Raw genomic sequence first — 25,413 nt, 5'->3', positions numbered from 1 at the left:
CGCGGCGTCACCGGACTCTTCCCCATGACCCCTTCGTGTGGGGCAGTTCTCAGGATGTGGGAGACCAGAGGTCGGTCACGCTGATCCCGATCTCCGCGAGCAGCCGCCGGGTCAGCGGCAGGCTGATCCCGATCACGCTGGAGGGGTCGCCGTCGATGCCCTCGACGAACCACCCGCCGAGCCCGTCGAGCGTGAACGCGCCCGCGACCCGCAGCGGCTCGCCGGTGCCGACGTAGGCGTCGATCTCGGCCTCGGTCGGCGACGAGAACCGCACCCGCGTGCTCTGGGTGCCGACGGCCTGGCCGGCCTTCTCGCCGCCCTTGACCAGCAGCACCGCGTGGCCGGTGAGCAGGTCGCCGCTGCCGCCCGCCATCTGCGCCCACCGCTTGCGCGCGGTCTCCGCGTCGCCCGGCTTGCCGAGCATCTCGCCGTTGAACGAGAGCATCGAGTCGCAGCCGACGACCACCGCGTCCGCGTGCGTGCGGGCGACCTCGGCCAGCACGGCCTCGGCCTTGGCGAGCGCGAGGGCGGTGACGAGCTCCTCGCGGGACGGGTCGGTCAGGGCCGCGGCCACGGCGTCCTCGTCGACGCCGGAGACCACGACACTCGGTTCGATGCCCGCGGCGCGCAGAACCGCCAGGCGCGCGGGGGACTGTGAGGCGAGAACGAAGTGCACGTCGGGAGGGTATCCGTCAGGCACGCGCGGCGGCTGGGGCGGGCGCGGGCCGCGGCGCCGGGCGGCGCATGGCGGCCGCCGCGATGATTCCCAGCAGCAGCACGGCCACCGGCAGCAGCATCGTCTCGCGCGCCGCGTCCGTCAGCGCCTGTGCCTGGTTCCCGCCGCTGCTCGCCATGCCCGCGCTGATCCGGGCCTGCAGCAGCACGCCACACGCCGCGCTGCCGAGCACGCCGCCGACCTGGCGGGCCGTGTTGAAGATGCCCGACGCGGTGCCGGCCAGCCGCGGCTCGACCGAGCTCATCGTCACGTTGCTCATCGGCGCGAACACCGAGCCGGTGCCCACTCCGCACAGCAGCAGGCCGGGGAAGGTGACCCACCAGGTGCTCGTCTCCCGCGCCATCAACGCGATGAGCCCGAGGCCGGCGGCGAGCGCGACGATCCCGAAGATCACCAGGTACTTCGGGTTCGTCCGGTCCGACAGGCGGCCGATGAACGGCGCGATGATCCCGGACAGCAGCGACATCGGCGCGGTGACCAGCCCGGCCTCGGTGGGCGACAGCAGCAGCACGTCCTGCACGTAGATCACCAGCGGCAGGAACATCGCGGTCATGGTGAAGCCGATCGTGACCGAGGTCAGCGTGCCCGCGGAGAAGTTGCGGTTGGCGAACACCCGCAGCGGCAGCAGCGGCTCGCGGCGGTTGTAGCGCTGCCACACCACGAACCCGGCGAGCAGCAGCACTCCGGCGGCGATCACCTCGACCACGTTGACCGGGCCGGCGACCGTGCCCCAGTCGTAGTGCTGCCCGTTCTGCAGCCCGAAGACCAGCAGCGACAGCCCGGCGACCGACAGCAGGATGCCGGGCAGGTCGAACGAGTGGGAGTTGCGTGGCTGCCAGTCCGGCACCATCAGCGCCGCGAGCACCAGGCCGGCCACGCCCACCGGCACGTTGACGAAGAAGATCCACTCCCAGCCCAGCTGGTCGACCAGCACACCGCCGAGCAGCGGCCCGGCGATGGTGGCCAGGCCGGCGACCCCGCCCCACATGCCCATCGCCGGGCCGCGCTTGGCAGGCGGGAACAGGTGCGTGATGAACGCCAGGGTCTGCGGCGTCATCAGCGCCGCGCCCAGCCCCTGCACCGCGCGCGCCGCGATCAGCGTCTCGGCGGTGCCGGACAGGCCGCACCACAGCGACGCGAGCGTGAACACCGCAAGCCCGGCCAGGTACACGCGCTTCGGCCCGAAGCGGTCGCCGAGCCTGCTGGTGAACAGCATCGGCACCGCGTAGGTGAGCAGGTAGACGCTCATCACCCAGACGATGGCGTTGAGGTCGGTGTTCAAGCCCTTCACCATCGACGGAACCGCGATGGACACGATCGTGGTGTCCAGCAGGATCATGAAGAACCCGACGCACAGCGCGATCAGCGCCGCCCACGGGTTAGCTCGCTCTGTCATCGGATCTGTCCTCAGTGGATTCGGTGGGGACGAGGGAGAGTGCGGGGTCCTGGGTGTCGTAGTCGATCCACTGCAGGCGCCCGGACCTGATGTCGTGGACCAGTTCCCGGGTCCACTCGAGTTCGAACCGCACCTGCGCGGCGGTGTAGCGCCAGTCCACCCAGTAGATGGGCGGCACCTCGGCGGTCAGCTTGCGGGTGACGACCTCTTGCGCGGCGGCTTTCGCTTCGAGCTGCAGGAGGCGCTTTTCCAGCTGCTCCAGCGAGTCCTCGCGCCCGAGGTCGTCCATCACCCCGAGACCGCTGACGTACTCGGGGTACTCGGTGGCGATGGTGCTGAGCATCGTCCTGGCGCGGTCGATGAACGCGTCGCGGCCCTGTTCGGTGAGGGCGTAGACGGTCCGTTCCGGCCGTCGGCCCTCGCGCTGGGTCTCGAAGACCTCGATGTGCCCGACGGCCAGCAGGCGGTCGACCGTGTGGTAGAGCGAGCCGGTCTTGACCGCGACGCGGTGCTCCAGGTGCCGGTCGCGCATCAGCTGGGTCATCTCGTACGGGTGCATCGGCCGCTCGTTCAGCAGCTCCAGGACGGCCAGTGCCATGGGTGTGAGTTTGGGTGCGGCCATGATCGCTCCAGTCCGTTTATTCCGCGTGGACTATACGGCGCTGACTATTGCGCTGGCAAGGAGGGGGCGAGTGGCGGGGTGGTGTGGCGGGGTGGCGTGGCGGGTCGTCTGGCGGGATGGCGCGGCGGGATCGGTCGGCGGGATGGCGCGGCGGGTCGCCTGGCGGGGTGGCGTGGCGGGCCGCCTGGCGGGGTGATGCGACGGGTCGGTCGGCGGGTGGCGTGGCGAGTCGGCTGGCGGGGTGGTGTGACGGGTCGGCTGGCGGGGTGCGGCGGGTCGTCGGCGTGGTGGCGTGGCGGGTCGCCTGGCGCGGCGGCGCGGCGGGTCGACTGGCGCGGTGGCGTGGCGTGGCGCGGCGGGTCGCCTGGTGCGGCGGGTCGCTTGGCGGGATGGTGCGGCGGGTCGCCTGGCGCGTGCGGCGGTCGACTGGCGGGCTGGCGCAGCGGCGGTCGATCGGCGGGCCGGCGCAGCGGCGTCAGTGCGCGGCTTCGTCCCGGACGGCGGCGATGTGGTTGCCGATCAGGGTCTGCAGGCCCTCGGCGTCACCGTCGGCGAGCAGGTCGCAGATGCGCTCGTGCTCGGTGAGGATGATCGGCGGGCGCACCGTGTTGTCGCGCAGCGCGGTGTTGACCATGCGCAGCTGGCGGTCGCGCAGGCCGGAGTAGAACTCGGCGAACAGGGCGTTGCCCGCGGCCTCGACGAGCGTGGCGTGGAACTCGCGGTCGAGCTGGGTGAAGCGGGCCGTGTGCTCGGGCATCGACACGGCGCGCTGCTCGTCGAGCACGGCACGCATCTTCGCGGCGACCTCGCGGTGCGTCCCAGCGGCGATGATCTTCGTGGCCGCGTGGCGCTCCAGGAAGATCCTGGCCTCGGCGATGTCGTGCACCTCGTTCGGCGACACCGGGACGACCAGCGCGCCGCGCTTCGGGTACAGCCGCAGCAAGCCCTCGGCGGACAGCCGCAGGAACGCCTCGCGGACCGGGGTGCGGGACAGCTCCAGCGCTTCGGCGACCTCGCCCTCGCTGATCAGCCTCCCGCCTTCGAGACGGCCGTCCAGGATGCGGTCCTTGGTCCACTGGTAGGCCCGGTCGCCGGCCGCCTGTGAGCGGTCCCTCGTTGACATGGGCGCATCGTAGCCAGGAGGCTGATAGATACAAGATAGATGCAACAGGAGGTGATCCGGTGGCCGCGGGCAGGGCTTGGCTGATGTGGGGGCTGGGGGCGCTGTGCTACCTGACCGCGTTGTTCCACCGGATGAGCCTGTCGGTCGCCGGGCTCACCGCGCAGGAGCGGTTCTCGATCGACGCGACCGGGCTGGCCGCGTTCTCCGTGGTGCAGCTCGTGCTCTACGCGTTGCTGCAGGTGCCCGTCGGGGCGGCCGCCGACCGCTTCGGGCCGCGGCGCCTGCTCGCGCTCGGGATGGCGCTGATGGCGGCGGGGTCGATCGTGTTCGCGCTGGCCACGGCCTACCCGGCGGCGATGGCGGGCCGGGCGCTGATCGGCGCCGGTGACGCGTTCCTGTTCGTCAACGTGCTGCGGCTCGCGCACAACTGGTTCCCCGGCCGCCGGTACGCGCTGGTCGCGGCGCTCACCGGGATGATCGGCGGGCTCGGCCAGCTGATCGCGACCGCGCCGCTGGCCGCACTGCTCACCGGGTTCGGGTGGACGCCCGCGTTCCTGGTGGCCGGCGTGATCACGGCGGTGCTGCTGGTCGCGGTCGGCGTCGCGCTGCGGGACGGCCCGTCGGCGACAGTGCGCGAGGAGCCGCGGGAGCCGTTGCGGGTGAGCCTGAGGCACGCGTGGCGCAATCGCGGCACGCGGCACGCGATGTGGACGCACTTCACCTTGATGGGCGCGTTCGTCACGTTCACCGCGGTGCTCGGCCAGCCGTACCTGGTGCACGCGCAGGGCCGCACCCCGGCGGCGGCGAGTGCGCTGCTGACCGTGGTGGTGGGCGGGTTCGTGCTGGCCGGGACGTTCGCCGGGCAGCTGGCTTCCCGGCGGCCCGGCGTGCGCGGGCCGATGGTCGCGACGGCCGCGGTGGTGAGCCTGGTGTGCTGGGCGGTGCTGGTCGTGGTGCCCGGACCGCTGCCGGTGGCCGTGCTCGGGCCGGTGCTGTTCCTGATCGGCGCGGCGGGCGCGGTGAGCATGCTGGCGTTCGACCTGGCGCGCTCGGCCAACCACGGGCACCAGGCCGGGGTCGCGAGCGGCGTGGCCAACATGGGCGGGTTCACCTTCGCGGTGGTCGCCGAGCTGGGGGCCGGCCTGCTGCTGGACGAACTGCTGCGACACGGGGTGGCCGGGCCGCTTGCCTACCGGCTGTCGTTCCTGGTGGCTCTCGTGATGGGACTGGCAGGCACCGTGCGGCTGCTGACGCTGCACAAGCACGCCGGGGTGCGCCCCCGCGAGCTGGAATTGGCTGCTTAGCCGAACGTTCTGCGCCGGTGGGCAGGCCCACCGGCGCAGAACTGGAAACTCAACGCGGCCAGGCCGAAGCCCGCCACGCGCCGGAACCCGGCTGCGGCAACGGCTGCCGCACCAGGGCGGCGCGGTCCGCCCAGAACGAGGTCCGCTCCGGCTTCTCCGGCTCGTCGCCGGGCGTGGAAGCGGCCGCGGCCACCACGGCGGTCAGCGCCGCCAGCTCGGCCTCGCTCGGGTCGCCGCGCACGATGCGCAGCAACGGCCGGGCGGGCGGGGTCTCTTCGGACTCGCTCATCGCTCCCCCTTACAGCGGGATGTTGCCGTGCTTCTTGGGCGGCAGCGTCTCGCGCTTGTCACGCAGCATGGACAGCGCCCGCGCCACGTGCCCGCGCGTGTGCGACGGCACGATCACCGAGTCGACGTAACCGCGCTCGGCCGCTTCGTACGGGTTGAGCAGCGTGTCCTCGTACTCCTGGATCAGCTCGGCCCGCAGCGCCTCGACGTCCTTGCCCTCCTCGGCGGCCTTGGCGAGCGTCTTGCGGTGCACGATGTTGGCCGCGCCCTGGGCGCCCATCACCGCGACCTGCGCGGTCGGCCACGCCAGGTTGATGTCCGCGCCGAGGTGCTTGGAGCCCATGACGTCGTACGCGCCGCCGTAGGCCTTGCGCGTGATGACCGTGACCAGCGGGACCGTCGCCTCGGCGTAGGCGTAGATCAGCTTCGCGCCGCGGCGGATGATGCCGTTCCACTCCTGGTCGGTGCCCGGCAGGAAGCCTGGCACGTCGACGAAGGTCAGCACCGGCACGTTGAACGCGTCGCAGGTCCGCACGAACCGCGCCGCCTTCTCCGAGGCGTCGATGTCCAGGCAGCCGGCGAACTGCGTCGGCTGGTTGGCGACCACGCCGACCGCGTGCCCGTCGACCCGGCCGAACCCGACGATCACGTTCGGCGCGAACAGCTCCTGGACCTCCAGGAACTCGCCGTCGTCGAGCACGCGGGTGATGACCTCGTGCATGTCGTAGGGCTGGTTCGGCGAGTCCGGGATCAGGGTGTCCAGCTCGAGGTCGGACTCGGTGACGCCGTCGGCGATGGACCCGTCGGTCGGCTCCGGCGAGTCGAACACCGGCGGCTCGGACAGGTTGTTCGACGGCAGGAAGGACAGCAGCTCCTTGACGTAGGCGATCGCGTCCTCCTCGTCGGTGCCGAGGTAGTGCGCGTTGCCCGACTTGGTGTTGTGCGTCCGGGCGCCGCCCAGCTCCTCGAACGTCACCTCTTCGCCGGTCACGGTCTTCACGACGTCCGGACCGGTGATGAACATGTGCGAGGTCTGGTCGACCATCACGATGAAGTCGGTGAGCGCGGGGGAGTAGACGTGCCCGCCCGCGTTGGCGCCCATGATGAGCGAGATCTGCGGGACGACACCGGAGGCCTTCACGTTGCGGGTGAAGATCTCGCCGTACAGGCCGAGCGAGACCACGCCCTCCTGGATGCGCGCGCCGCCGCCCTCGTTGATGCCGATGATCGGTCGGCCGGTCTTGATGGCCAGGTCCATCACCTTGACGATCTTCTCGCCGTAGACCTCGCCGAGCGAACCGCCGAACACGGTCACGTCCTGGCTGAACACGCACACCGGGCGGCCGTCGATGGTGCCGTACCCGGTCACCACACCGTCGCCGTACGGGCGGTTCTTCTCCTGCCCGAAGTTCGTCGACCGGTGCCGCGCCAGCTCGTCGAGCTCGACGAACGAGCCGGGATCGAGCAGCAGGTCGATCCGCTCGCGGGCGGTCTTCTTGCCCTTCGCGTGCTGACGCTCCACGGCACGGGCGGACCCGGCGTGCACCGCCTCGTCGTTCCGGCGGTACAGGTCGGCCAGCTTCCCGGCCGTGGTGTGGATGTCCGGCTCCTCCGCCGGAGGCGTCCCGATCGGCTCCGTCGCGCTGCTCATGACGGGAGCCTATCTACTGCGCAAGGGGCGCGTGTGTGGCGTGAACCTCACCTGGCGAACCGCGACCAGGCGTCGAGCAGCCGCCGGGCCGATCCGCCCACCGGCCCGACCGCGTCGGCCAGGGTCTTCGCGTCCGGCAGCCGCGCCGAGTCGACCGCCGCCACCGCCTGCGCGGCGTCCGAAATGGTCGACGAGCACACCGAGAGCAGGTAGTCCGGCACGGTCAGGGCCGGGTCGGTCACCCCGACCACCGGCGTGCCGACGGCGGTGACCAGCGGGAACACCGTGCCCGGGATGCCGATGGCTGCTTCGGCGCGTGCCGAGGCCTGCACGGACGGGACGTCGCTGATCTCGTAGCGGTCCCACAAGGCGCGGTTCTCGCGCGGGTGCAGGCCGACGAGGATCCGCTTGCCTGCCGCCGCGAGTTTTTCCGCCGACGCGAGCAGCAGTTCGGTGCCGGGCGCCGCGGAACCGGTGCCGTCCGGGTGGGTGACGCTGGTGAGCACGAGGACGAGGCCCGGCTCCGGCTTGCGCTCGGGCAGCCCGTCGGTCTGCGGCGAGCCGACGACCTCGATGCGGCGGTGCGTGCCGAGGTAGGCGCCGAACGCGCGGGCCTCGGCGGGGGAGGACGACGTGATCAGCCGCGGGTGCAGCTCCTTCGCCCGCGCGGCCCGGACCGGCTGCTGGTAGGCGAGCGAACTGGCGACGAGCGGCAGCTTCCGGAAGCGGGCCGCGCAGTCGGCGGGCCAGTCCCCGGCGCCGGTGACGACGAGCAGGTCCGCCCGCGGCGCGGTGTCCGGGGTCGCGACCGGAACCGGGTCGCCGGGGGTGACGCCGGTCAGGTCCGGGACCAGCTGGATCAGCCGCCAGCCGCGCCGCGCGGCCTCGGCCAGCAGCGGTTTGACGTGGTAGGTGCCCCACGGCTCGTTGGTCGCGATCAGCACGCGCGGGGCTCGGGAGGCGCTGGCGGTCCCGCCACCGAGGGCGGCGAGCGCGACAGCACCGCCGAGCACCGCACGCCGGGACACCGGTTTCGTCATGATCGACAAGCTAGGCGGCGCGGACGGCCTGCGGGTGAACAGCGAGCGAACGGTGTCAGCCTGCCAGCTGCTCGGCGCGTTCCCACACGTCAGTTTCGTGACGTCGCCGAGGTCGAGGCGGCCTTGCACACCTTCTCCGGCAGGTGCTTCAGGTGGCGCTCGAAGACGAGCGCGGCGCGGCCGTCCGGCTGACGGCGCAGTTCGCGGAGGTCGGTCACCGCACCTTCTCCTCGTAGCGCCTGGTCAGCAGGGCCGTGCGCTCCTCGGGCCATGGGCAGCGGATCTCGCCGAAGGTGGCGGCGAAGAACAGCTCCAGGTGGGTGTGCCAGGCGGCCAGCAGCTCGGCCCGCAGGTGCTTCAGCGCGAACGGGACCGTCTGCGTGAGCTCGATCCGGGTGCCGAGTTCGGCGTCGGCGACGATTTCGAACCGGACGCGGCCCGCGGGTGCGCCGTCGTGCAGCCACTCGTACTCCAGGACGTGCGGCGCGGACGCGGTGACGACCTTCCCCGCGGGCACGTAGCCGTTGGTGGCGCGCAGTGGCGGCGGGCCGCCGGGTTCGACCGGGGAGTCCTCGGTGAGCAGCCGCCAGATCTCCGCAGCCGGTTTCCAGACCAGGTCGCGGGCGAACCGCAGCTCGTACCCGGCGGCCGTCTCGTGCGCCGAGCCCTCGCCGAGGCCGAACTGGTCGATGTAGTGCTCCATCGCGGTCAGCCAGTCCGGCGGCGGGGGCGCGTCGGCGCCGTCCAGCCGTGCGGTCAGTGCGCCGAGGCAGGTGTCCCAGCCGATCGCGTTCCGTCCGGCGGACAGCCGCCCGATGTCGCCGCCGCCGATCGTCTGGGTGAAGACCAGCAGGCAGCCGTCACCGTCCGGCAGCAGCTCGAACCGCAGGACGTCGAGGTTCCAGGTGAAGGCGAACACCTTCGGCGGGTCGAATTCGAGGACCTCGCCGGTGCCGCCGTCGTCGACGGGCGCCTCGTCGGGGAAGACGAACCGGATCGGCGCGCCGATCCGCGCCTCGGTCTCGACGCGCGCCGGGAACCAGTGCGCCAGTTCGGCCGGGTCGGTGACGGCTCGCCAGACCTTCTCGGGCCGGTGCCGCAGGCGACGTTCGAAGCGCAGCACGGGTTTCCCTGCGATGGTGCGGAATTCGGTCACCTCGGGTCCTCCATCGAGTCCAGGTGGCGTTCGAGGGCGTCCAGACTGGCGTCCCACATGCGCCGGTAGGGGGCCAGCCACGCGTCGATCTCGGCGAGCGGCTCCGGGCGCAGCCGGTACCAGCGGCGTTGCGCGTCCTGCCGGACCTCGACCAGCCCCGCCTCGCGCAGCACCTTGAGGTGCTTGGATACCGCGGGCTGGGTGAGGCGCAGGCGCTCCACGAGGTCCCCGACCGGGCGCTCCGACGTGCGGAGCAGGTCGAGGATCTCGCGCCGTCGCGGCTCGGCGAGGACCTCGAACGTTGATGCCATATGAGGAATATAACCGTCGGGGAATATAAGTCAAGCTGTCACATCGGTGTTCCCCGGGCACTTCGGAGTGCCTTCTTCCGCGACCGCGCCGGCCGGGACAAGATCGGCTCATGAGCGAAGAACTCCTCGACCTCGTCGCCGGCCGCCAGTTCGGCACCCTGGCCACGATCCGCCGCGACGGCAGGCCGCAACTGTCCACAGTGGTCTACGGCTGGTACCCGGAGGAGAAGCTCATCCGGATCAGCTCGACCGCGGACCGCGCGAAGGTGCGGAACCTGCTCCGGGACCCGCGCGCGGTGCTGCACGTCGCGGCGCCGGACGGAATGGCGTACGCGGTCGTGGAGGGCGACGTCGACGTGTCGCCGGTCAGCACCGAGCCGGGAGACGCGACCGGACGCGAGATGGCCGAGCTCGCCTCGCGGTTCGAGGACCCGTACGCCGACCTCGACCGCTTCTACCAGCGAATGGTCGACGAGCAGCGTGTGGTGATCCGCCTCCCGGTGTCCCGTGTGTACGGTCTCCCGCCGGGCGCGCTTCCCGTGCCGGACTAGAGCCCGAGGCCGCGCAGCAGGATGTCGAACCCCTGGCGGAACTCCTCCTCCGGCGGGATCGAGCGGGCCTGCGCGGCGGTTTCGGACAGGATCGGGAACTCCTCCGGCGGCAGGTCGGCCAGCGCGGCCGTGCCCGCGCCCGACAGCGCCCCGAAGTGTTCCACCTGCAACGCGCCGAACACGTAACCCAGGATCGTCCGGAACGCGATCGCCCGCCGCTTGCCGGTGAGGCCCGCGTCGGTCAGGACGGTCAGCATCGTCTCGCCCCAGCGGATCGAACTCGGCACGCGGTGGCGGTGCATCAGCAGCAACGGCACCACCGCCGGGTGCCGTGAAACCGCGATCCGGACCCGGTCGGCCAGCACGCTCAACCGCTCGCCGGCCGAACCGCGCGGCACCGTCACGTCGATCGCCTGCAACACCAGGTCGACCACCAGGCCTTCGAGCTCGTCGCGGTCGGACACGTAGCGGTAGAGCGACATCGTGCCCATGCCGAGTTCCTTGGCGACCGTGCGCATCGACAACGCGTCGAGCCCGTCGCGGTCGAGGACGGCCAGTGCCGCGGTGGCGATCTGCGTGGTGGTCAGCGAGCGGGGTCGTGGCATGGCGTTTGACAGCGTACAGGATACGCGCATACGTTCGTAGGCGTACACCACACGCCTACGGAGGGACCCATCATGCGCGAGTTCGAACTGGACGCGGTCGGCGGCGAGCGCGTCCCCGTTCCCGACCCGGAACGCCTGGTCCACCTGCAGTTCCGGCGCTTCGCCGGCTGCCCGATCTGCAACCTCCACCTCCGCTCGGTCGTGCAGCGGCACGACGAGATCGAAGCCGCAGGCATCCGCGAGGTGGTCTTCTTCCACTCGCCCGCTGACGAACTGCGCGACTACGACCTCCCGTTCTCCGTCATCGCCGACCCGGACAAGCGCTACTACCGCGAGTTCGGCGTCGAGTCCGGTCGCCGCGCCCTGCTGCACCCGCGGACGTGGGGCGCGATCCTGCGCGGCTCCGCCCTAACGCTGCTCGGCAGATTCCGGCCGCCCGCGGTCCGGCAGGAGGGCGGGCGGCTCGGGCTGCCCGCGGACTTCCTCATCGACCAGGGCGGCCGCGTGGTGGCGCGGAAGTACGGCGAGCACGCCTACGACCAGTGGTCGGTCGACGAACTGCTGGCCCGCGCGCGGACGGCGGTGGTCCGGTGAAGCACGGGCTGATGCTGTTCACGGATTCCTTCGGCAGCGGCGCTTCCTCGACGGAAGTGTTCGGCTGGGCGCTCAGCTACGCGGCGGAAGCGGAGCTCGCCGGGTGGGACGAGATCTGGACCACCGAGCACCACTTCACCAGCGCCGTGCACACCCCGTCGGCGGTGGCGATGGCGGCGTTCCTGCTCGGGCGCACCGGCCTCGGCGTCGGCACCGCGGTCGCGGTACTGCCCAACCACCACCCGGTCGCGCTCGCCGAGCAGGCCGCGCTGCTGCACCACGTCGGCGACGGGCGGTTCACGCTCGGCGTCGGGCGCGGCCAGCCCCGCGCGGATCTGGAGGTCTTCGGCGACGGGCTCGCCGGGTACCGCGACATCTCGGGCCGGCTCGCGCAGTTGTCGGAGGCGTTGCGCACCGGCGAGTTCGGCGACTTCCGGGTCGTGCCGGACGTGCCGGGGCGGTCGCCGCTCGCGTTGTCCGCGGCCTCGGTGCCGACCGCGCGGCTGGCCGGGCGGTTCGGGTTGCCGATCATCCTCGGACCGTTCGTGAGCCTCGCCGACAAGCGTGCGATGGTCGACGCGCAGATCGAGGCGGCGGCCGGGCACGGGCACCGGATCGACCCGGCCGACAACGTCGATTCGAGCTACTTCGCGATCGCCGACACCACCGACGCTGCGCGGGAATCGCTGGTCGACGGGCTGCGGGCGATGTTGCTGCGCGGCGCGCCGGGCGCGCGGTGGCTGGTCGAGCAGCCGGAGATGACGGCCGACCGCGCTGACGCGATGGCCCGGCAGCTCGTGCGCAACGTGATCGCCGGTGACCCGGACGAGTGCGCGCGGCAGTTGCGTGAGCGGGAGGAGCTGCTCGGCGCTGGCCGGATCATCCTGATGCCCGAGGGGGCGGGCTCGGCCGGCGCCGTGCTGCGCACGGTGCGGCGGGCCGGCGCCGAAGTCTTCACAGCGGCTCACTGCTCGGCTTGAATCGGACGATGAGCACAGGCGGCTTGTCGAAAGCCCGGCTGGGGCGGCTCCACGACGTGATGGCCGGTTACGTCGAACGCGGCGAGGTCCCCGGGGTGATCACGCTCGTCGAGCGCCACGGGGAGGTGCACGTGGACGTGCTCGGCTCGGTCGCGTTCGGCGGGCCCGCGTTGAGCCGGGACAGCCTGTTCCGCATCAGCTCGATGACCAAACCCATCGCCGCGGCGGCCGCGATGGCGCTCGTCGAGCAGTGCCGGCTCCGGCTCGGCGAGCCGCTGGACGAGCTGCTGCCGGAGCTGGCGGACAGGCGGGTGCTCGCCCGGATCGACGGGCCGCTCGACGAGACGGTCCCCGCCGAGCGGGCCATCACGCTGCGGGACCTGCTGACGTTCCGGATGGGGTTCGGCCAGCTGTACCTGCCGGAGGAGCCGCCCATCGTGCGGGCGGCGCACGAAGCCGGCATCGGAATGGGCCCGCCGAGGCCGTCGGAGATGCCGGAGCCGGACGAGTGGATGCGGCGCCTCGGCTCGCTGCCGCTGATGTGCCCGCCCGGCGGCCGCTGGCTCTACAACACGGGTTCGGACGTGCTGGGCGTGCTGCTGGCGCGGGTGGGCGGTTCACTGGAGGAGGTGCTGCGCGAGACCGTGCTGGACCCGCTGGGGATGGACGACACACGGTTCACCGCGGACGCGGACCGGCTGGTCACCGCGTACGGGGGCGACCTCACGGTCTACGACCCGCCGGACGGCGAGTGGTCCCGCCCGCCCCGGTTCCCGTCCGCCGCCGGCGGCCTGGTGTCCACGGTGGACGACCTGCTGCGCTTCGGCCGGATGATGCTCCACTTCGGACGGTCGGGCAGCGGGCGGGTGCTGGCGCGGCCCACGGTGGAGGCCATGGTGACCGACCAGCTGACGCCGGGGGAGAAGGCGGTGTCCGGCTTCTACCCCGGCTACTTCGACACGCGTGGCTGGGGCTTCGGCCTGTCGATGACCACCGCGCGCGACGACATCGCGTCGGTGCCCGGCCGGTTCGGCTGGGACGGCGGGCTCGGCACGTCGTGGTTCTCCGACCCGAAGGAGGACCTGGTCGGGATCCTGCTCACGCAGAAGGCCGGGTTCCCGCAGTACAACAACCTGTACCTGGACTTCTGGACCTCGGTGTACCAGTCAATCGCCGATTAGCGCGGCCTCCTCTTCCGGGGTGAGCCCGGCCTTGCGTGGGCGGTCCAGGCCACGGGCGCGCTCCTCGTCGAGGGCCGCGCGCACGGTGTCGGCGAGCGGGCGGATCTCCAGCCCGGCCGCGTGCGCCGCCGACGCGTCGTGCGCGGCGAGGCCGTGGTGGCTCTCCGGCAGCCACAGCGGCAGTGACTTCGGGCCGAACCACGGCTGGACGCCCGCCGCGGTCAGGGTTTCCTCGGCGACCGGGACCAGCTCGGTGCCGGGCGGGGCGACGAGGTCGGCGATCTCCTCCAGCACCGGGCCCAGCGGAGCGACCGGGCTGACCGCGTCGAAGGCGCCGGTGAGGCGCTGCTCGCCTGCCGTCACGATCCACGCCGCGAGGTCGCGGACGTCGACGTGCTGGAACGGCTGCTTCGGGGTGTCGGGCACCGCCACGCGGCCGCCGCGGCTGAAGCGAGCCGGCCAGTAGCCGAAGCGGTCCATGTAGTCACCAGGGCCGGTGATCTGCCCCGGCCGCACGATGAACAGCCGGTCTCCGAGGGCGTCGCGGGCCGCGTGCTCGCAGGCGACCTGCACGCCGCCGTAGACCTCCGGCGTCATCTCGGCCAGGTCGATCCGGTCGTGTTCGATCGGTTCGTGCTGCGGGGATTCCGCGGTCTGGCCGAGCGTCGCGGTGTCCGCGTAAGTGTTGATCGTGGAGACGTACGTCCAGTGCCGGGTGGTGATGACGCGCAACGCGTCGCGGACCCAGCGCAGCCCGGTGTACGCGATGTCGACCACCGCGTCGAACCGCTCGCCCGCCAGTACGTCGATCGAGCCCGGCTCGTCCCGGTCGACGCGCACGTGCCGCGCGCCGTCCGGCACGCTCCCCGACACGCCACGCGCCGCGCACACGACGTCGTGGCCGCGCCGGACCGCTTCCGCCGCAACGGTTTTCGAGAGGAACGACGTCCCACCCAGCACCAGCAACCGCATGTGATCGACTCTGCCCGAGCCCGTCCGCGGCAGGCCAGGGATTTCGCGCAGAGCGGATCAGGTCAGCGGGGTCAGCAGCCGGTGCGGCTCCCGCAGCGCGACGCTCACCGGATCGTCCCGGTGGTCGCGCTTCGCACCGGGGCCGAGGCTCACCACCAGGTCCGCCGGCGCGGGGACGGTCCGGCAGCGCGGGCAGAGCCCGGATTCCGTGACGGCCGTGCCGCAGTCCGCGTGGCTGAAGACGCGCCGCGGCCCGGCGGGCGGCCCGAACTCGTGCTCGCCCCACTGCGCCAACGCGAACACCGCGGGCCACAGGGCGATGCCGCGCGCGGTGAGGACGTACTCGTGGCCGGACGGCCGCGGCCGCCGTTCGAGCAGGCCCGCGGCGACCAGGGACTTCAGTCGGTCGGTGAGGACGGCGCGCGGGATGTCCAGGTGCGCGCACAGGTCGCCGAACCGGCGGACGCCGTAGAAGAAGTCCCGCAGGACGAGCAGCGTCCACCGCTCGCCGACGACCTCCAGCGCCCGCGCCAGTGAGCAGTCCTGGGTCGCGTAGTCCTTGCCGAGTGCCACGGATCCAGCATAGCGACTGGTTCAGTTATTGAACTACTGCTGCTAGTGTCCCTCCTAGTTCGTTGACTGAACTGGAGGGGTGATGGCAACGCTGGTGATCGCGTGCGCCGCGGCGTTCCTGGTGCTGGTGAACTTCACCGCGCCGCTCGCCACGCTCGGCGAGATCGCGGACGCGCTCGGGGCGGGGCCCGCCGGGCAGACGTGGATCCTCGGGAGCATCAGCCTCGGCCTGGCCGCGGCGCTGCTGATCGCGGGGAGTCTCGCGGACACGTTCGGCCGCAGGCGGGTGTTCGTGCTGGGCGGAGCGGGGCTCGCGGCCGGCAGCGTGCTGTGCGCGCTGGCCCCGGAGACGTGGGCGTTCGTCCTGGGGCGGATCGTGCAGGGCGTGGCCGGGGCGGCGTTGCTGGTGTCCAGCCTGGGGCTCATCGCGCACGCCCACCCGGCCGGGGCGGCGCGCGTGCGGGCGACGGGGCTGTGGGGCGCGATGCTCGGTGGCGGGATCACGGTCGGGCCGGTGATGGCCGCGCTGTTGACCGCGCCGGCGGGCTGGCGGTCGGTGTACTGGCTGATCGCGCTGCTCGGCGCGGCGGTGGCGGCCGCGGGCGCGCGGTTGCCGGAATCCCGGGGGATCCCGCGGCCGACGGACTTCGCGGGCCTGCTGACGCTCGGGCCGGGGATCGCGCTGCTGGTCGCGGCCCTGACCGAGGCCCGCGCGGGGTGGGACGCGGGTGTGGTCGTCTGGGCGGCGCCGGCGGTGGTCCTGCTGGGGGTGTTCGTCGTGGTCGAGTTGCGGGTCGCGGAGCCGATGATCGACCTGCGGCTGCTGCGCGCCCCGGCGTTCCGCGCGGCCACGACGGGGGCGCTGACCAGCGGGATCGCGGTCGTGTCGTACATGACGTTCCTGCCCAGCCTGTTGCACCGGCTGCTCGGGCTGACCCCGCTCGCCGCCGCGGCGGTGGTGTCGATCTGGTCGGGTGTGTCGTTCGTGGTGGCCGCCCAGGCCCGGCGGGTGACGGGACGGCTGGGCGACCGGCGCCAGGCCGCGCTGGGGCTCGGCCTGTGCGCGGCGGGGGAGCTGGCCACGCTCGGATTGACGGCGCACTCGTCGTGGTGGCACTTCGCGCCCGGGCTGGCCGTGGCGGGCGTCGGCACCGGCCTGTCGAACGCGGCGCTGGCGGGGCTCTCGGTGCGAACCGTGCCGCCCGACCGAGCCGCGATGGGCACCGGGGCCAACAACACGGCCCGCTACGTCGGATCCGCGCTGGGGATCGCCCTGGTCGCGGTCGTACTGGCGGTGGCGCCCGGTGCGGCCGGGGTGAACTACGCGGCCGCGATCACGGGTGCGTTGGCCTTGCTCGGCGCTGTGGTGACGGCCCTGAGCCGGGAGCGCGTTCCGGAGCACGGGCTGGTGAGCAGCGGACGGGGCTAGTCGGTCATCCGCCGTCCGCTGCTCGCCGTCATCGCGCCAGGAGGTCTCGCAGCGCCTTGATCACCTCGGCCGGGCCTTCCTCCGCCATGAAGTGCCCTGAGGTCACCGTCCGGTGGTCGAGGTCCGGCGCCCACTTCCGCCACACCGCCGCGGCGTCGTAGCCGAGCGCGGCGCCCCAGTCCTGCTGCAGCACGGTCACCGGCATCGTCAGGTGGCGGCCGGCTTCGCGGTCGGCGGTGTCGTGCGTGATGTCGATCCCGGCGGTCGCCCGGTAGTCGGCGACGATCGAGGTCACCGCCTCACGCGAGGCGCGCAGGTACTCGGCCCGCACGTCCGCCGGGATCGCGTCCGGGTTCTGCGTCCACGCGTCCAGGAAGTAGCCGAAGAACTCGTCCGGCACGGCGCCGATCATCTTCTCCGCCAGCCCGGGCGGCTGCGCCATCAGGTACAGGTGGAACCCGACCGCCGCGCTCGCGCCGTGCATCACGTCCCACATGTCCAGCGTCGGCAGCACGTCCAGCGATGCCAGGTGCGTGACGGTGTCCGGGTGGTCCAGTCCGGCGCGGATCGCGACCAGCGCGCCGCGGTCGTGCCCGGCCAGCGCGAACCGCGAGTGCCCGAACGCGCGGGCCACCGCCACGACGTCGGCGGCCATCGTGCGCTTGGAGTACGTCTCGCCGGTGTCCGCGGGCTTGTCGCTGTGGCCGTAGCCACGCAGGTCCGGCACGATCACGGTGTGGTCGGCGACGAGGTCGGCGGCCACGTGCCGCCACATCAGGTGGGTCTGCGGGAAGCCGTGCAACAGCACGACCGGGCTGCCGGAACCGCCGATGGCCACGTTGAGTGAAACGCCCTCGGCGACGGGAACCCGCTGGTAGTCGAATCCGGTGATCTGCATGGCACCGAGCGTGCGCCGGCCCGGTCAGCAACGGATCAGCACGCGCTCAGCGGCTACAGTGCGTGGTGATGGGCTCGTCCGTGCGGTTCGCGGTGCTCGGCCCGCTGATCGCCGAGGCCGGGCGCGGTCCGCTCGACCTCAAGGGACCGCGGCACCGGGCCGTTCTCGCGCGCCTGCTGACCGCGCGCGGCCGGGTGGTGCCGGTCGACCGCCTCGTCGACGACCTGTGGGCCGACCCGCCCGATGGCGCGGTCGGTGCCATCCAGACCTTCGTCGCGGCGTTGCGTCGCGCGCTGGAGCCCGACCGGCCGCCGCGCACCCCCGCGCAGTTGCTCGTGACCACCGGCGGCGGCTACGCGCTGCGCGCCGACGAGGTCGACGCGTGGCGTTTCGAGGAGGCGGTCACGAAGTCCGCCGGTCTCGCACCGGCCGAAGCACTGTCCCTTGTGGACGAGGCACTGGGTCTGTGGCGCGGCCCGGCCTACGCCGAGTTCGCCGATCAGGCTTGGGCGCGTGCGGAGATCGCCCGCTTGGACGAGCTGCGCCTGCTCGCGGTGGAACGCCGGGGGGACGCGTTGCTGGGCCTCGGGCGGGCCGCGGAAGCCGTGCCGGACCTGGAGGCCCACACCGGCGCGCATCCGTTGCGGGAGAACGGGTGGCGGCTGCTCGCGCTAGCGCTGTACCGGGCCGGCCGTCAGGGCGACGCGCTCGCCGCGCTGCGCCGGGCACGGCAGGCGCTGGCCGACGAACTGGGCGTCGACCCAGGGCCGGACTTGCGCGAGCTGGAGGCGGACATCCTCGCGCAGGCGCCCGAGCTGCGTGGTGCGATGGCTGAGTCGGGTGGGCGGGCGCCGGGCTCGGTCGGGCGGGGCGATGAGTCGGAGGGTGAGGCGTCGGGCCTGCCGGGCGGGCGGGGCGCTGCGCTGGGGGGTCAGGCGTCGGGCGGGCGGGGCGCTGCGCTGGGGGAACCGCTCGTCGGGCGGGATGACGAGCTGGCACGGCTCGTCGAGGCCGCCGGGCGGGCGCCCCTCGTCCTCATCTCCGGCGAGGCGGGCGCTGGCAAGACCGCGCTCGCCGAAGCATTCACCGCTGAGATGGCAGCGCGGGGCTGGTCCACCGCGTGGGGCGTCAACCCCGAGCACGAAGGCGTGCCCGCCGCCTGGCCGTGGACCCTGATCCTCGACGCGCTCGGCATCGCGCCCCCGGCCGAGCCGAACCGCTTCCAGTGGCACCGCGCCGTGCGCGAACAGCTCGCCCGGCGGGGCAAGCTGCTGCTGGTCCTCGACGACCTGCACTGGGCAGGCGAGGAGACCCTGGCGCTGCTGTCCGCGCTGGTCACCGACCCGCTGCCGGGGCCGGTGCTGATCGTCGCCACCTACCGCAGCACCGACGTCGCCCCCGGGCTCGCCGGTTTTCTCGGCCGGATCGCGCGGGCCGAGCCGGTGCGGATCTACCTCGGCGGCCTGCCCGCCGACGCGGTGCCTGCGCTCGTGCGGGCCACCACCGGCCGGGACGTCGACACCGGCACCGCCCGGACGATCCACCAGCGCAGCGGCGGCAACCCGTTCTTCGTGCGCGAACTGGCGCGCGTGCTCGACACCGAGGGTGCGCTGGCGGCGGTGCCGCCGGGCGTGCGGGACGTGGTCCGGTACCGCGTCGCTCAGCTGCCCGACGCGGTCCAGGCCGTGCTGCGGCAGGCCGCGGTCATCGGCACCGAGGTCGACCTGGACCTCCTGCCCGGCGACGCCCTCGACGCGCTCGAACTCGCCGCCGAACGCGGTTTCCTCGTCGAACACGGGCCGGGCCGGTTCCGGTTCGCGCACGCCCTCGTCCGCGACACGCTCTACCAGGACCTGTCCCGCTCGCGCCGGGCCCGGTTGCACGCGCGGATCGGCGAGGCGATCGAACGCCTGCGGCCCGGGGACGGCGCCGCGCTGGCGCACCACTTCCTGCTCGCCGAGGCACCCGCCGCGGTGCGGTACGCGCGCGCCGCGGCCGAGGACGCCGAGCGCCGCTTCGCCCCGCACGAGGCCGCGCGGCTGTGGCAGGCCGCGCTCGACCACGCCGACCGCCGCGCGCCCGCCGAGCCGGATCGTGGCGTGGCCGGCGGGAGTGCTGCCGCTGCTGGCGGTGGTGGTGCGGCTGCCGGTGGGAATGGCGGTGTGGCTGGCGGCGCAGGTGGTGCGGTTGCCGGTGGGGATGGCGGTGTGGCTGGCGGCGCAGGTGGTGCGGTTGCCGGTCGGGATGGCGGTGTGGCTGGCGGCGCAGGTGGTGCGGTTGCCGGTGGGGATGGCAGTGTGGCTGGCGGCGCAGGTGGTGCGGTTGCCGGTGGGGCTGGTGGTGTGCCTGGCGGCGCAGCTGGTGCGGCTGCCGGTGGGGATCGTGGTGCGGCTGCGGGCGCGGATCGGGGTGTGGGCTCCGGCGCCGGCGTGCCGGAGCGGCTCGAGCTGATCATGGGCCTCGTGCGGGCGCTGGCCGTCGCCGGTGAGCTCGATCGAGCGCGCGAGCACCGGGCCGAGGCGCTCACCCTGGCCGAGCAGGTCGGTGACCCCGCGCTGACCGCACGCGTGCTCGTCGCCTTCGACGTGCCCGCGATCTGGACCGCCGCCGACGATCCCGCGCTCGCCCGGCGGATCGCCGACGCGACCGAGCGGACCCTGGACGCGTTGCCACCGGGCGAAGACGCGGTTCGCGCACGTCTGCTCGCCACGCTCGCCCTCGAACTGCGCAACACCGCGGGCGACCGGGGACCGCGGGCCGCGCGGGAAGCCGAGGCACTGGCCCGGCGCCTCGACGATCCCGCCCTGCTCGCGTTCGCGTTGAACGCCCGGTTCATGCAGTCCTTCGAGCGCGCCGGGCTCGCACCGGAGCGGGCCCGCATCGGGCGCGAGCTGGTCGAGCTGGCCCGGCGCCACGAACTGGTGACGTTCGAGGTGCTCGGCCACCTCGTCCTGGTGCAAGCCGCCTCGGCCCTCGCCGACTTCGCCACCGCCGACCGCCACGCGGAGGCGGCCGACGAGCTCGGCGAGAAGCACGAGATCCCGCTCGTCGGCGTGTTCACGCAGTGGTATCGCGCGATGCGGACGTCCGCGGCCGGGCAGCCCGCCGAAGCGGCGTACCGCGCGGCGGCGGCCCGGCTGGCAGGCACCGGGATGTCCGGTGTGGACAGTGGGATCCTCGGCTTCGCCCTGCTGTGCGACCGCCTCCAGCGCGGCGCCGACCCCGGGCACGACCTCGACTTCGGCGCCTACGAGCCGTGGTGCCGCCCGGTGGTGTCCGACGACGGGTCGGAGATCCCGCCCTCTCCGCGCGACCTGCTCTTCGAAGCCCGCACGTGCCTGCACGCCCTGGTAGCGATCCGCCGCGGCGACCGGCCGGCGATGGCCCGCCTGCACGCCGAACTGCTGCCCGCGGCGGGCGAACTGGCCGGCGCGGGCAGCGGACTGCTCACGCTCGGCCCGGTCAGCCGGTACCTGGACGAGCTGGCCCGCCACGGCAACGGTTGAGTTGAGGTGCCCACAAACTCCCGTGCTCGTGACGGCTGCCCGGTCGCGTCGCGGTCCGGGCGGCAGACGTGCGTGGTGGCTGCTTGGGCCGGCGCAGCGTGGCTTCGGCTCGAAGCGGTTCACGCCTCGCGATCGTGCCGGGCGGCCGGCGATGCGCGCGGCCGTTGCGGGGCAGGCCTTCGCGGTCCAGCCGCGAGCGGATGGAAGTGGTCGGGGTGGAGCCGGTCTCGGTCATGTCGGCCATCCTGCCCGGGGAGTACGACAATTCCACGCCTGCGGCCGAATTCCTTCACGAGGTGGTGCAGTCGTGCACTGGGACACCCACCGGTGGTGATGTTCCGGACCTCTGGCCGGAGGATCTCGTGGCAGCGCTGAGCCGAGTGGATCAGGTCGTCGATGACGTGGCGGAGGAACGGGCGGCTACCTGCGGGCCAAGAAGCTCGACAACCGCCGGCTCAGGAGGTGACTGCGTCAGGCGGCCGGGCGGCTCGCTCCCGCGTAGTCGTCCGTCCGCGTGCGGTACGTCGCGATCTGGATGGCCATGCCCTGCGTCGGCGCGTTGATCATCAGGCCGTTGCCCAGGTAGAGGCCCACGTGGTGGATGCGGGTCGCCGGGTTGCCGTAGAACACCAGGTCGCCCATCTTCGGCTCGGCGACCGCCGGGGTGGACCGGAACTGCATGTCCGCGGTGCGCAGCAGGTTCACGCCCGCCGCGTCGTAGGCGGCCTTCGTCAGCCCGGAGCAGTCGAACCCGGCCGCGCCCGCGTCCGGGCCGTTGCCGCCCCACACGTACGGCAGGCCGAGCTGGTCGAGGGCGAACCGGGTGGCCCGCACCGACGGCGCGGACGCCGACGCCGGATCCAGCGAAAGCTGCGCGTACAGCTGGGCGTTGCCGAGCGCCTGCTGGCGGAACAGGTCCGAGTCGCGGTAGTGCTCGATCGCCTTCCACCAGCCCTGCCCGGCCTGCAGGTCGGTGTTCCCGGCGCACAGCGTGCGGCCCGCGGCCACGGACGCGTCGTCGATGTCCTGGATGTCGCCGCGCGCGCCGGCCCGCTGCCACTCGGCCTGGGTGAGTTGCATCGGCCCGCTGCGCGGCTCCGTCGCGGCCTCACCGGCGGCGCCGGTCAGCGGCACCGCGCCCAGCGCCTTCGCCGGCGTCCCGTCCGCGCCCAGCGACCCGCCGCCGAACCGGCCGTGGTCCGTGCTGGCCTTGCCGATCCCGGCGAGCGTCACCCACGACAGGTGGCAGCCCGGGTCCTCCTCGCGCAACGTCAGCTCGCCCGTCGCGTACCCGATCAGCGCGCGCTCCGGGATGTCCAGCGGACCGCTCAGCCCGGCCGCCCACTTCTCCAGCTCGCTGCGGCCCTGCTCCTGGGGCGCCTGCGCCTGCACCGGGGCGTTCGGCTCGAGCACGGTCGGCGCGGACGCGAGCGCCGCGTTGCCCGGCGGCGGCTCGGGCGGCACCACGTCGGCGGCGGCCCGCACCTGTTCGCCCGGCGGCTCGACCAGCAGCCACCCGCAGGTGCCCACGGCGGCGACGAGGATCAGCGCGATCAGGGCACGCCCGGCGGCGGCCCGCCCCCAGGATCGGAAACGCATGGTCACCTCGCCAACACTAAAAGACAACGGCCGCTCCGGACACAGTGATCCAACGACCGGACCCCCTCGTGCGTGACGGAGGGCGAATAGGCTTCCCACATGAACGCGATCAACGCCGGGCGGCTGCGCGCCGAACTGCTCGCCCCGCAGGGTCCGTACGCGGCGCTGGACGTCGTCCCCAGCACCGGCTCCACCAACGCCGACCTGCGGCGGGCGAGCGTCGAGGGCGCGGCGGACCGGACCGTGCTGATCGCCGAGGAGCAGACCTCCGGCGTCGGCAGGCGCGCGCGGGTGTGGGCGTCCCCCAAGGGCAGTGGCATCTATCTCAGCGTGCTGCTCCGCCCGGTGGAGGTCCCGTTCAGCGCGCTGGGCTCGCTGGCGATCGCGGCCGGGCTCGCGGTGACCGACCTGACCGGCGAACTGGGTGTCGACGCCGTTCTCAAGTGGCCCAACGACGTGCTCGCCGGCCCGGACCGCGGCAAGTGCGCGGGCATCCTGTCCGAGGCCGTCGCCGGGGACGAGCTGGGCGTGGTGCTCGGCATCGGGCTCAACGTCCGCCCGCTGGGCCCGGGTGTCGAGCCGGGCGCGGGCGGGCTGCTGCCGACGTCGCTGGCCGAGCAGGGCGCCCGCACCACCGACCGCACCGACATCGCCACGTTGCTGCTGGCCGCCCTCGCCGACCGGGAGGACCGCTGGCGCGCGGCGGGCGGCGACCTCGCGAAGGCCGGCCTGCTGGACGACTACCGGGCCCGCTGCGAGACCCTCGGTCAGGAGGTGCGCGTGCTGCTGCCGGGCGACCACACGATCCTCGGCACGGCCGAGGACGTCGACGGCGCCGGCCAGCTAAAAGTGCGTGGCCAGGACGGCAAGCGGCACACCGTGTTCGCCGGAGACGTCGTGCACCTGCGCCCGGTACGGTGAAGCGGTCGCGAGAGGAGTTCGCAGTGGCCTACCCCGACGATCTGCTCAGCGAGAACGAGCAGGTCATAGTGCACAGCCATCCGCACGCGAAGATGCTGATCTGGCCGGTGATCGGTTTTCTCGTGACGCTGGGGCTGGGCATCTGGCTCGTCACGCTCGCCGGCGACGCGCCCGCGCCGTGGAACGACGTGGCCCGCATCGCGATCGCCGTGGTCGCGGTGGTGCTGATCGTCTGGTTCTTCCTGGTGCCGCTGGTCCGCTGGCGCACCACCCACTTCATCGTCACGACCGACCGCCTCATCGTCCGCGAGGGCGTGATCAAACGCACCGGCATCGACATCCCGCTGGGCCGGATCAGCAGCGTGCAGTTCGAGCACGGCATCGTGGACCGCCTCTTCGGCTGCGGGACGCTGGTGATCGAGTCCGCTTCGGACGAGCCGCTGCGGTTCGAGGACATCCCGCGCGTCGAACGGGTGCACACGATGATCTACCGGCAGGTCAACGACAACCCGTACGACGACTTCCCCGGCGAGCAGGGACCGCAACCCCGTGGCCGCGGCGTCCGGTGATCTCACCCGATCCAGCGACCTGCGGATCACGGAGCTGACCGCGGGTGACTGGCCGCTGTTCGAGCGGCTGCTCGGCCCGGGCGGGCTGCAGGGCGGCTGCTGGTGCGCCTGGTTCCGGATGACCAGCAGGCAGTTCCGGGAGACCGGCCCCGAGGGGCACAAGGCGCACGTGCGCGATGAGGTTCGCGCCGGGAAACCGTTGGGGCTGCTGGGGATCCTCGACGACGAGCCGGTCGCCTGGGGCGCGGTCTCGCCCCGGCTGGACAACCCGCGCCTGGCCACCTCCCGGGTCGCCGCGCTGCCGGACGACGATCCCACGGACGTGTGGTCGGTGACGTGTTTCTACGTGCACCGCCGCGCCCGCGGGCGGGGCATCGCGGCGGCGATGCTGCGCGCCGCGACCCGGCACGCGTTCGACCGCGGCGCCCGCGTGGTCGAGGGATATCCGGTGGACGCCAGGAAAAAGCGGCCCGCGGGCGAGCTCTACCACGGCACCGTCGAGATGTTCGCCGCGGCTGGTTTCGAATTGACCGCACGACGTGACACGGTTCGGGCACTCATGCGTATTTCGGCTCGATGAGGCAACCTGATGCCGAGGGGGAACCGGAGCGCGCCGCCGCGCGTCCGAGTCCGAGCCGACTGCTGTACTCGCGAGGAGGGGTGCCGTGACCGAGCATCGGGCGCAGGTGGAGGAACTGCTCGCCGACTACCGCCGCAGCCGGGAGAACCTCGCGTCGGCGCAGCGCGATCTCGCGGCCGTCACCGCTTCGGCCACCGACGCCGACGGGCTGATCACGGCGACCGTCGGCCCGCGCGGCACCCTGACTTCCCTGACCGTCGCGGACGGCGCGTACTGGCGGTACCGGCCGAACGAGCTGGCGCAGCAGATCGTGCGCGTCACCGCCGAAGCCACCGTGCGGGCGCTCGCGCGGGCCGGTGAGGTGCTGGCGCCGGTCTTGCCCGCGGGCACCGATCCGCAGGCGCTGCTGCTCGGCACCGGCGACCTCGACGCGACCGAGATCGCGCCCGCGAAGCCCCGTCTCGCCCCGGATGAGGAGAGTCTCGAGGACCACCGCTGGATGACGCGATGAGCGGCGGGTTCGAGGCCGACGCCGACCGGCTCGCCGTTTCCTCCGGCGACTTCGACAGCCTCGCGGAGCGCGCGGCGGCGGTCGCGGAGCGGCTGGAGCGCGCCCTCGCCGGCGCGGACGGGGCGTGGGGCGACGGCCCGGTCGGGCAGGCGATCGCCGCGTCGCACGTGCCGTCCGCCGAGGAGACGCTGGCCGGGCTGCGGAGCCTGTCCGGGCGGCTGACGGCGTTCGGGCAGACCGTCGGCGAGGCCGCCGGGCGCTACCGCGGGTCCGAAGAGGACGCGCAGCAGGCGATCACCGAAACGGCACAGGGGTAG

Annotated in this window: 27 protein-coding genes; 12 read left to right on the top strand and 15 right to left on the bottom strand. The window is 73.0% G+C overall.

Going from position 1 to position 25,413, the window contains the following annotated elements; translation table 11 throughout:
* Positions 1-49 precede the first annotated feature (49 nt).
* From ABZ193_RS22690 to ABZ193_RS22675, 4 genes are all read right to left on the bottom strand, one after another.
* Positions 50-676 carry a Maf family protein gene (locus tag ABZ193_RS22690; protein WP_354711364.1) on the bottom strand — a complete coding sequence of 209 codons (627 nt, stop codon included), beginning with the start codon at positions 674-676 and terminating at the stop codon, positions 50-52.
* Between the two features lie 16 nt (positions 677-692).
* On the bottom strand, positions 693-2,132 hold the full coding sequence (locus ABZ193_RS22685) for an MFS transporter (RefSeq protein ID WP_020423456.1): 1,440 nt from the start codon (positions 2,130-2,132) through the stop codon (positions 693-695).
* Positions 2,116-2,730 carry a helix-turn-helix transcriptional regulator gene (locus ABZ193_RS22680; protein WP_020423455.1) on the bottom strand — a complete coding sequence of 205 codons (615 nt, stop codon included), beginning with the start codon at positions 2,728-2,730 and terminating at the stop codon, positions 2,116-2,118. The genes ABZ193_RS22685 and ABZ193_RS22680 overlap by 17 nt, the downstream gene beginning before the upstream one ends.
* Positions 2,731-3,229: 499 nt before the next feature.
* Complete coding sequence (locus ABZ193_RS22675) at positions 3,230-3,877, bottom strand: GntR family transcriptional regulator (RefSeq protein WP_237338756.1); 648 nt, start codon at positions 3,875-3,877, stop codon at positions 3,230-3,232.
* Between the two features lie 59 nt (positions 3,878-3,936).
* On the opposite strand from ABZ193_RS22675, the gene ABZ193_RS22670 reads away from it, so the two are divergent.
* On the top strand, positions 3,937-5,181 hold the full coding sequence (locus ABZ193_RS22670; protein ID WP_237338757.1) for an MFS transporter: 1,245 nt from the start codon (positions 3,937-3,939) through the stop codon (positions 5,179-5,181).
* Between the two features lie 49 nt (positions 5,182-5,230).
* On the opposite strand, the gene ABZ193_RS22665 is transcribed toward ABZ193_RS22670, so the two are convergent.
* The 6 genes from ABZ193_RS22665 to ABZ193_RS22640 all read right to left on the bottom strand — a co-directional run bounded on the left by ABZ193_RS22665 (position 5,231) and on the right by ABZ193_RS22640 (position 9,627).
* Positions 5,231-5,470 (bottom strand): acyl-CoA carboxylase epsilon subunit, encoded by a 240-nt coding sequence (locus tag ABZ193_RS22665; protein WP_354711363.1) that lies wholly within the window; start codon positions 5,468-5,470, stop codon positions 5,231-5,233.
* A gap of 9 nt (positions 5,471-5,479) precedes the next feature.
* The gene (locus tag ABZ193_RS22660) at positions 5,480-7,120 is read right to left on the bottom strand and encodes an acyl-CoA carboxylase subunit beta (protein WP_017986835.1); all 1,641 of its coding nucleotides are present in this window, start codon (positions 7,118-7,120) and stop codon (positions 5,480-5,482) included.
* Between the two features lie 47 nt (positions 7,121-7,167).
* Positions 7,168-8,160 (bottom strand): hypothetical protein, encoded by a 993-nt coding sequence (locus tag ABZ193_RS22655; protein ID WP_354711362.1) that lies wholly within the window; start codon positions 8,158-8,160, stop codon positions 7,168-7,170.
* 89 nt (positions 8,161-8,249) lie between these two features.
* Complete coding sequence (locus tag ABZ193_RS22650; RefSeq protein ID WP_354711361.1) at positions 8,250-8,378, bottom strand: hypothetical protein; 129 nt, start codon at positions 8,376-8,378, stop codon at positions 8,250-8,252.
* Positions 8,375-9,316: an SRPBCC family protein gene (locus tag ABZ193_RS22645; protein ID WP_354711360.1), complete on the bottom strand. Its 942-nt coding sequence runs from the start codon at positions 9,314-9,316 to the stop codon at positions 8,375-8,377. The genes ABZ193_RS22650 and ABZ193_RS22645 overlap by 4 nt, the downstream gene beginning before the upstream one ends.
* Complete coding sequence (locus ABZ193_RS22640) at positions 9,313-9,627, bottom strand: metalloregulator ArsR/SmtB family transcription factor (RefSeq protein WP_020423046.1); 315 nt, start codon at positions 9,625-9,627, stop codon at positions 9,313-9,315. Before ABZ193_RS22640 ends, ABZ193_RS22645 begins: the two co-directional genes overlap by 4 nt.
* Before the next feature lie 110 nt (positions 9,628-9,737).
* Between ABZ193_RS22640 and ABZ193_RS22635 the strand changes: the two genes are divergently transcribed.
* Positions 9,738-10,178, top strand: a complete 441-nt coding sequence (locus ABZ193_RS22635) for a PPOX class F420-dependent oxidoreductase (RefSeq protein ID WP_354711359.1) — start codon at positions 9,738-9,740, stop codon at positions 10,176-10,178.
* On the opposite strand, the gene ABZ193_RS22630 is transcribed toward ABZ193_RS22635, so the two are convergent.
* On the bottom strand, positions 10,175-10,783 hold the full coding sequence (locus ABZ193_RS22630) for a TetR/AcrR family transcriptional regulator C-terminal domain-containing protein (protein WP_354711358.1): 609 nt from the start codon (positions 10,781-10,783) through the stop codon (positions 10,175-10,177). The two genes, ABZ193_RS22635 and ABZ193_RS22630, sit on opposite strands and share 4 nt — an antisense overlap.
* Positions 10,784-10,855: 72 nt before the next feature.
* Here ABZ193_RS22630 and ABZ193_RS22625 point away from each other — a divergent pair, with 72 nt between their 5' ends.
* The 3 genes from ABZ193_RS22625 to ABZ193_RS22615 are packed head-to-tail and all read left to right on the top strand — an operon-like array spanning position 10,856 to position 13,538.
* On the top strand, positions 10,856-11,377 hold the full coding sequence (locus ABZ193_RS22625; protein ID WP_354711357.1) for a peroxiredoxin-like family protein: 522 nt from the start codon (positions 10,856-10,858) through the stop codon (positions 11,375-11,377).
* Positions 11,374-12,357 (top strand): LLM class flavin-dependent oxidoreductase, encoded by a 984-nt coding sequence (locus ABZ193_RS22620; protein ID WP_020423042.1) that lies wholly within the window; start codon positions 11,374-11,376, stop codon positions 12,355-12,357. The genes ABZ193_RS22625 and ABZ193_RS22620 overlap by 4 nt, the downstream gene beginning before the upstream one ends.
* Before the next feature lie 8 nt (positions 12,358-12,365).
* Positions 12,366-13,538, top strand: a complete 1,173-nt coding sequence (locus tag ABZ193_RS22615) for a serine hydrolase domain-containing protein (protein WP_354711355.1) — start codon at positions 12,366-12,368, stop codon at positions 13,536-13,538.
* Here the strand turns inward: ABZ193_RS22615 and ABZ193_RS22610 are convergent.
* Positions 13,524-14,510: an NAD-dependent epimerase/dehydratase family protein gene (locus tag ABZ193_RS22610; protein ID WP_354711353.1), complete on the bottom strand. Its 987-nt coding sequence runs from the start codon at positions 14,508-14,510 to the stop codon at positions 13,524-13,526. The genes ABZ193_RS22615 and ABZ193_RS22610 overlap by 15 nt on opposite strands.
* 57 nt (positions 14,511-14,567) lie before the next feature.
* Positions 14,568-15,083 (bottom strand): helix-turn-helix domain-containing protein, encoded by a 516-nt coding sequence (locus ABZ193_RS22605; RefSeq protein ID WP_020423039.1) that lies wholly within the window; start codon positions 15,081-15,083, stop codon positions 14,568-14,570.
* Positions 15,084-15,165: 82 nt separating this feature from the next.
* Between ABZ193_RS22605 and ABZ193_RS22600 the strand changes: the two genes are divergently transcribed.
* A complete protein-coding gene (locus ABZ193_RS22600) occupies positions 15,166-16,512 on the top strand; it encodes an MFS transporter (protein ID WP_354711352.1) in 1,347 nt (448 codons plus the stop codon).
* Between the two features lie 28 nt (positions 16,513-16,540).
* Here ABZ193_RS22600 and ABZ193_RS22595 read toward each other — a convergent pair whose 3' ends face one another.
* Positions 16,541-17,410: an alpha/beta hydrolase gene (locus tag ABZ193_RS22595; protein WP_354711351.1), complete on the bottom strand. Its 870-nt coding sequence runs from the start codon at positions 17,408-17,410 to the stop codon at positions 16,541-16,543.
* Positions 17,411-17,478: 68 nt separating this feature from the next.
* On the opposite strand from ABZ193_RS22595, the gene ABZ193_RS22590 reads away from it, so the two are divergent.
* Positions 17,479-20,916, top strand: coding sequence for a BTAD domain-containing putative transcriptional regulator (locus tag ABZ193_RS22590; protein ID WP_354711349.1), 3,438 nt, complete (start codon positions 17,479-17,481; stop codon positions 20,914-20,916).
* Positions 20,917-21,387: 471 nt separating this feature from the next.
* Here ABZ193_RS22590 and ABZ193_RS22585 read toward each other — a convergent pair whose 3' ends face one another.
* A complete protein-coding gene (locus ABZ193_RS22585; RefSeq protein ID WP_354711369.1) occupies positions 21,388-22,515 on the bottom strand; it encodes a C40 family peptidase in 1,128 nt (375 codons plus the stop codon).
* Positions 22,516-22,614: 99 nt separating this feature from the next.
* Here ABZ193_RS22585 and ABZ193_RS22580 point away from each other — a divergent pair, with 99 nt between their 5' ends.
* The 5 genes from ABZ193_RS22580 (at position 22,615) to ABZ193_RS22560 (ending at position 25,413) form a co-directional block, all read left to right on the top strand.
* Positions 22,615-23,436, top strand: coding sequence for a biotin--[acetyl-CoA-carboxylase] ligase (locus ABZ193_RS22580; protein WP_354711348.1), 822 nt, complete (start codon positions 22,615-22,617; stop codon positions 23,434-23,436).
* A gap of 23 nt (positions 23,437-23,459) precedes the next feature.
* On the top strand, positions 23,460-24,005 hold the full coding sequence (locus tag ABZ193_RS22575; RefSeq protein ID WP_017986847.1) for a PH domain-containing protein: 546 nt from the start codon (positions 23,460-23,462) through the stop codon (positions 24,003-24,005).
* Entirely contained in the window at positions 23,986-24,585 is a 600-nt protein-coding gene (locus tag ABZ193_RS22570; protein ID WP_354711346.1) for a GNAT family N-acetyltransferase, read from the top strand. The genes ABZ193_RS22575 and ABZ193_RS22570 overlap by 20 nt, the downstream gene beginning before the upstream one ends.
* Positions 24,586-24,670: 85 nt before the next feature.
* Positions 24,671-25,096, top strand: a complete 426-nt coding sequence (locus tag ABZ193_RS22565; RefSeq protein ID WP_020423032.1) for a YbaB/EbfC family nucleoid-associated protein — start codon at positions 24,671-24,673, stop codon at positions 25,094-25,096.
* Complete coding sequence (locus ABZ193_RS22560; RefSeq protein WP_354711345.1) at positions 25,093-25,413, top strand: hypothetical protein; 321 nt, start codon at positions 25,093-25,095, stop codon at positions 25,411-25,413. The genes ABZ193_RS22565 and ABZ193_RS22560 overlap by 4 nt, the downstream gene beginning before the upstream one ends.

This window comes from Amycolatopsis sp. NPDC006125 (genome assembly GCF_040614195.1).
In the GTDB taxonomy this organism is placed as follows: Bacteria; Actinomycetota; Actinomycetes; order Mycobacteriales; family Pseudonocardiaceae; genus Amycolatopsis_E; species Amycolatopsis_E tucumanensis.
Note: the sequence above shows the minus strand (reverse complement) of the source record. Positions and strands in the feature narration are given on the sequence as shown.

Coding starts and splice junctions, on each gene's coding strand:
- ABZ193_RS22685 (WP_020423456.1), bottom strand. CDS start 2,132: ATGACAGAGCGAGCTAACCCGTGGGCGGCGCTGATCGCGCTGTGCGTC.
- ABZ193_RS22680 (WP_020423455.1), bottom strand. CDS start 2,730: ATGGCACTGGCCGTCCTGGAGCTGCTGAACGAGCGGCCGATGCACCCG.
- ABZ193_RS22675 (WP_237338756.1), bottom strand. CDS start 3,877: ATGTCAACGAGGGACCGCTCACAGGCGGCCGGCGACCGGGCCTACCAG.
- ABZ193_RS22665 (WP_354711363.1), bottom strand. CDS start 5,470: ATGAGCGAGTCCGAAGAGACCCCGCCCGCCCGGCCGTTGCTGCGCATC.
- ABZ193_RS22660 (WP_017986835.1), bottom strand. CDS start 7,120: ATGAGCAGCGCGACGGAGCCGATCGGGACGCCTCCGGCGGAGGAGCCG.
- ABZ193_RS22655 (WP_354711362.1), bottom strand. CDS start 8,160: ATGACGAAACCGGTGTCCCGGCGTGCGGTGCTCGGCGGTGCTGTCGCG.
- ABZ193_RS22640 (WP_020423046.1), bottom strand. CDS start 9,627: ATGGCATCAACGTTCGAGGTCCTCGCCGAGCCGCGACGGCGCGAGATC.
- ABZ193_RS22635 (WP_354711359.1), top strand. CDS start 9,738: ATGAGCGAAGAACTCCTCGACCTCGTCGCCGGCCGCCAGTTCGGCACC.
- ABZ193_RS22630 (WP_354711358.1), bottom strand. CDS start 10,783: ATGCCACGACCCCGCTCGCTGACCACCACGCAGATCGCCACCGCGGCA.
- ABZ193_RS22625 (WP_354711357.1), top strand. CDS start 10,856: ATGCGCGAGTTCGAACTGGACGCGGTCGGCGGCGAGCGCGTCCCCGTT.
- ABZ193_RS22615 (WP_354711355.1), top strand. CDS start 12,366: ATGAGCACAGGCGGCTTGTCGAAAGCCCGGCTGGGGCGGCTCCACGAC.
- ABZ193_RS22610 (WP_354711353.1), bottom strand. CDS start 14,510: ATGCGGTTGCTGGTGCTGGGTGGGACGTCGTTCCTCTCGAAAACCGTT.
- ABZ193_RS22600 (WP_354711352.1), top strand. CDS start 15,166: ATGGCAACGCTGGTGATCGCGTGCGCCGCGGCGTTCCTGGTGCTGGTG.
- ABZ193_RS22595 (WP_354711351.1), bottom strand. CDS start 17,410: ATGCAGATCACCGGATTCGACTACCAGCGGGTTCCCGTCGCCGAGGGC.
- ABZ193_RS22590 (WP_354711349.1), top strand. CDS start 17,479: ATGGGCTCGTCCGTGCGGTTCGCGGTGCTCGGCCCGCTGATCGCCGAG.
- ABZ193_RS22585 (WP_354711369.1), bottom strand. CDS start 22,515: ATGCGTTTCCGATCCTGGGGGCGGGCCGCCGCCGGGCGTGCCCTGATC.
- ABZ193_RS22580 (WP_354711348.1), top strand. CDS start 22,615: ATGAACGCGATCAACGCCGGGCGGCTGCGCGCCGAACTGCTCGCCCCG.
- ABZ193_RS22560 (WP_354711345.1), top strand. CDS start 25,093: ATGAGCGGCGGGTTCGAGGCCGACGCCGACCGGCTCGCCGTTTCCTCC.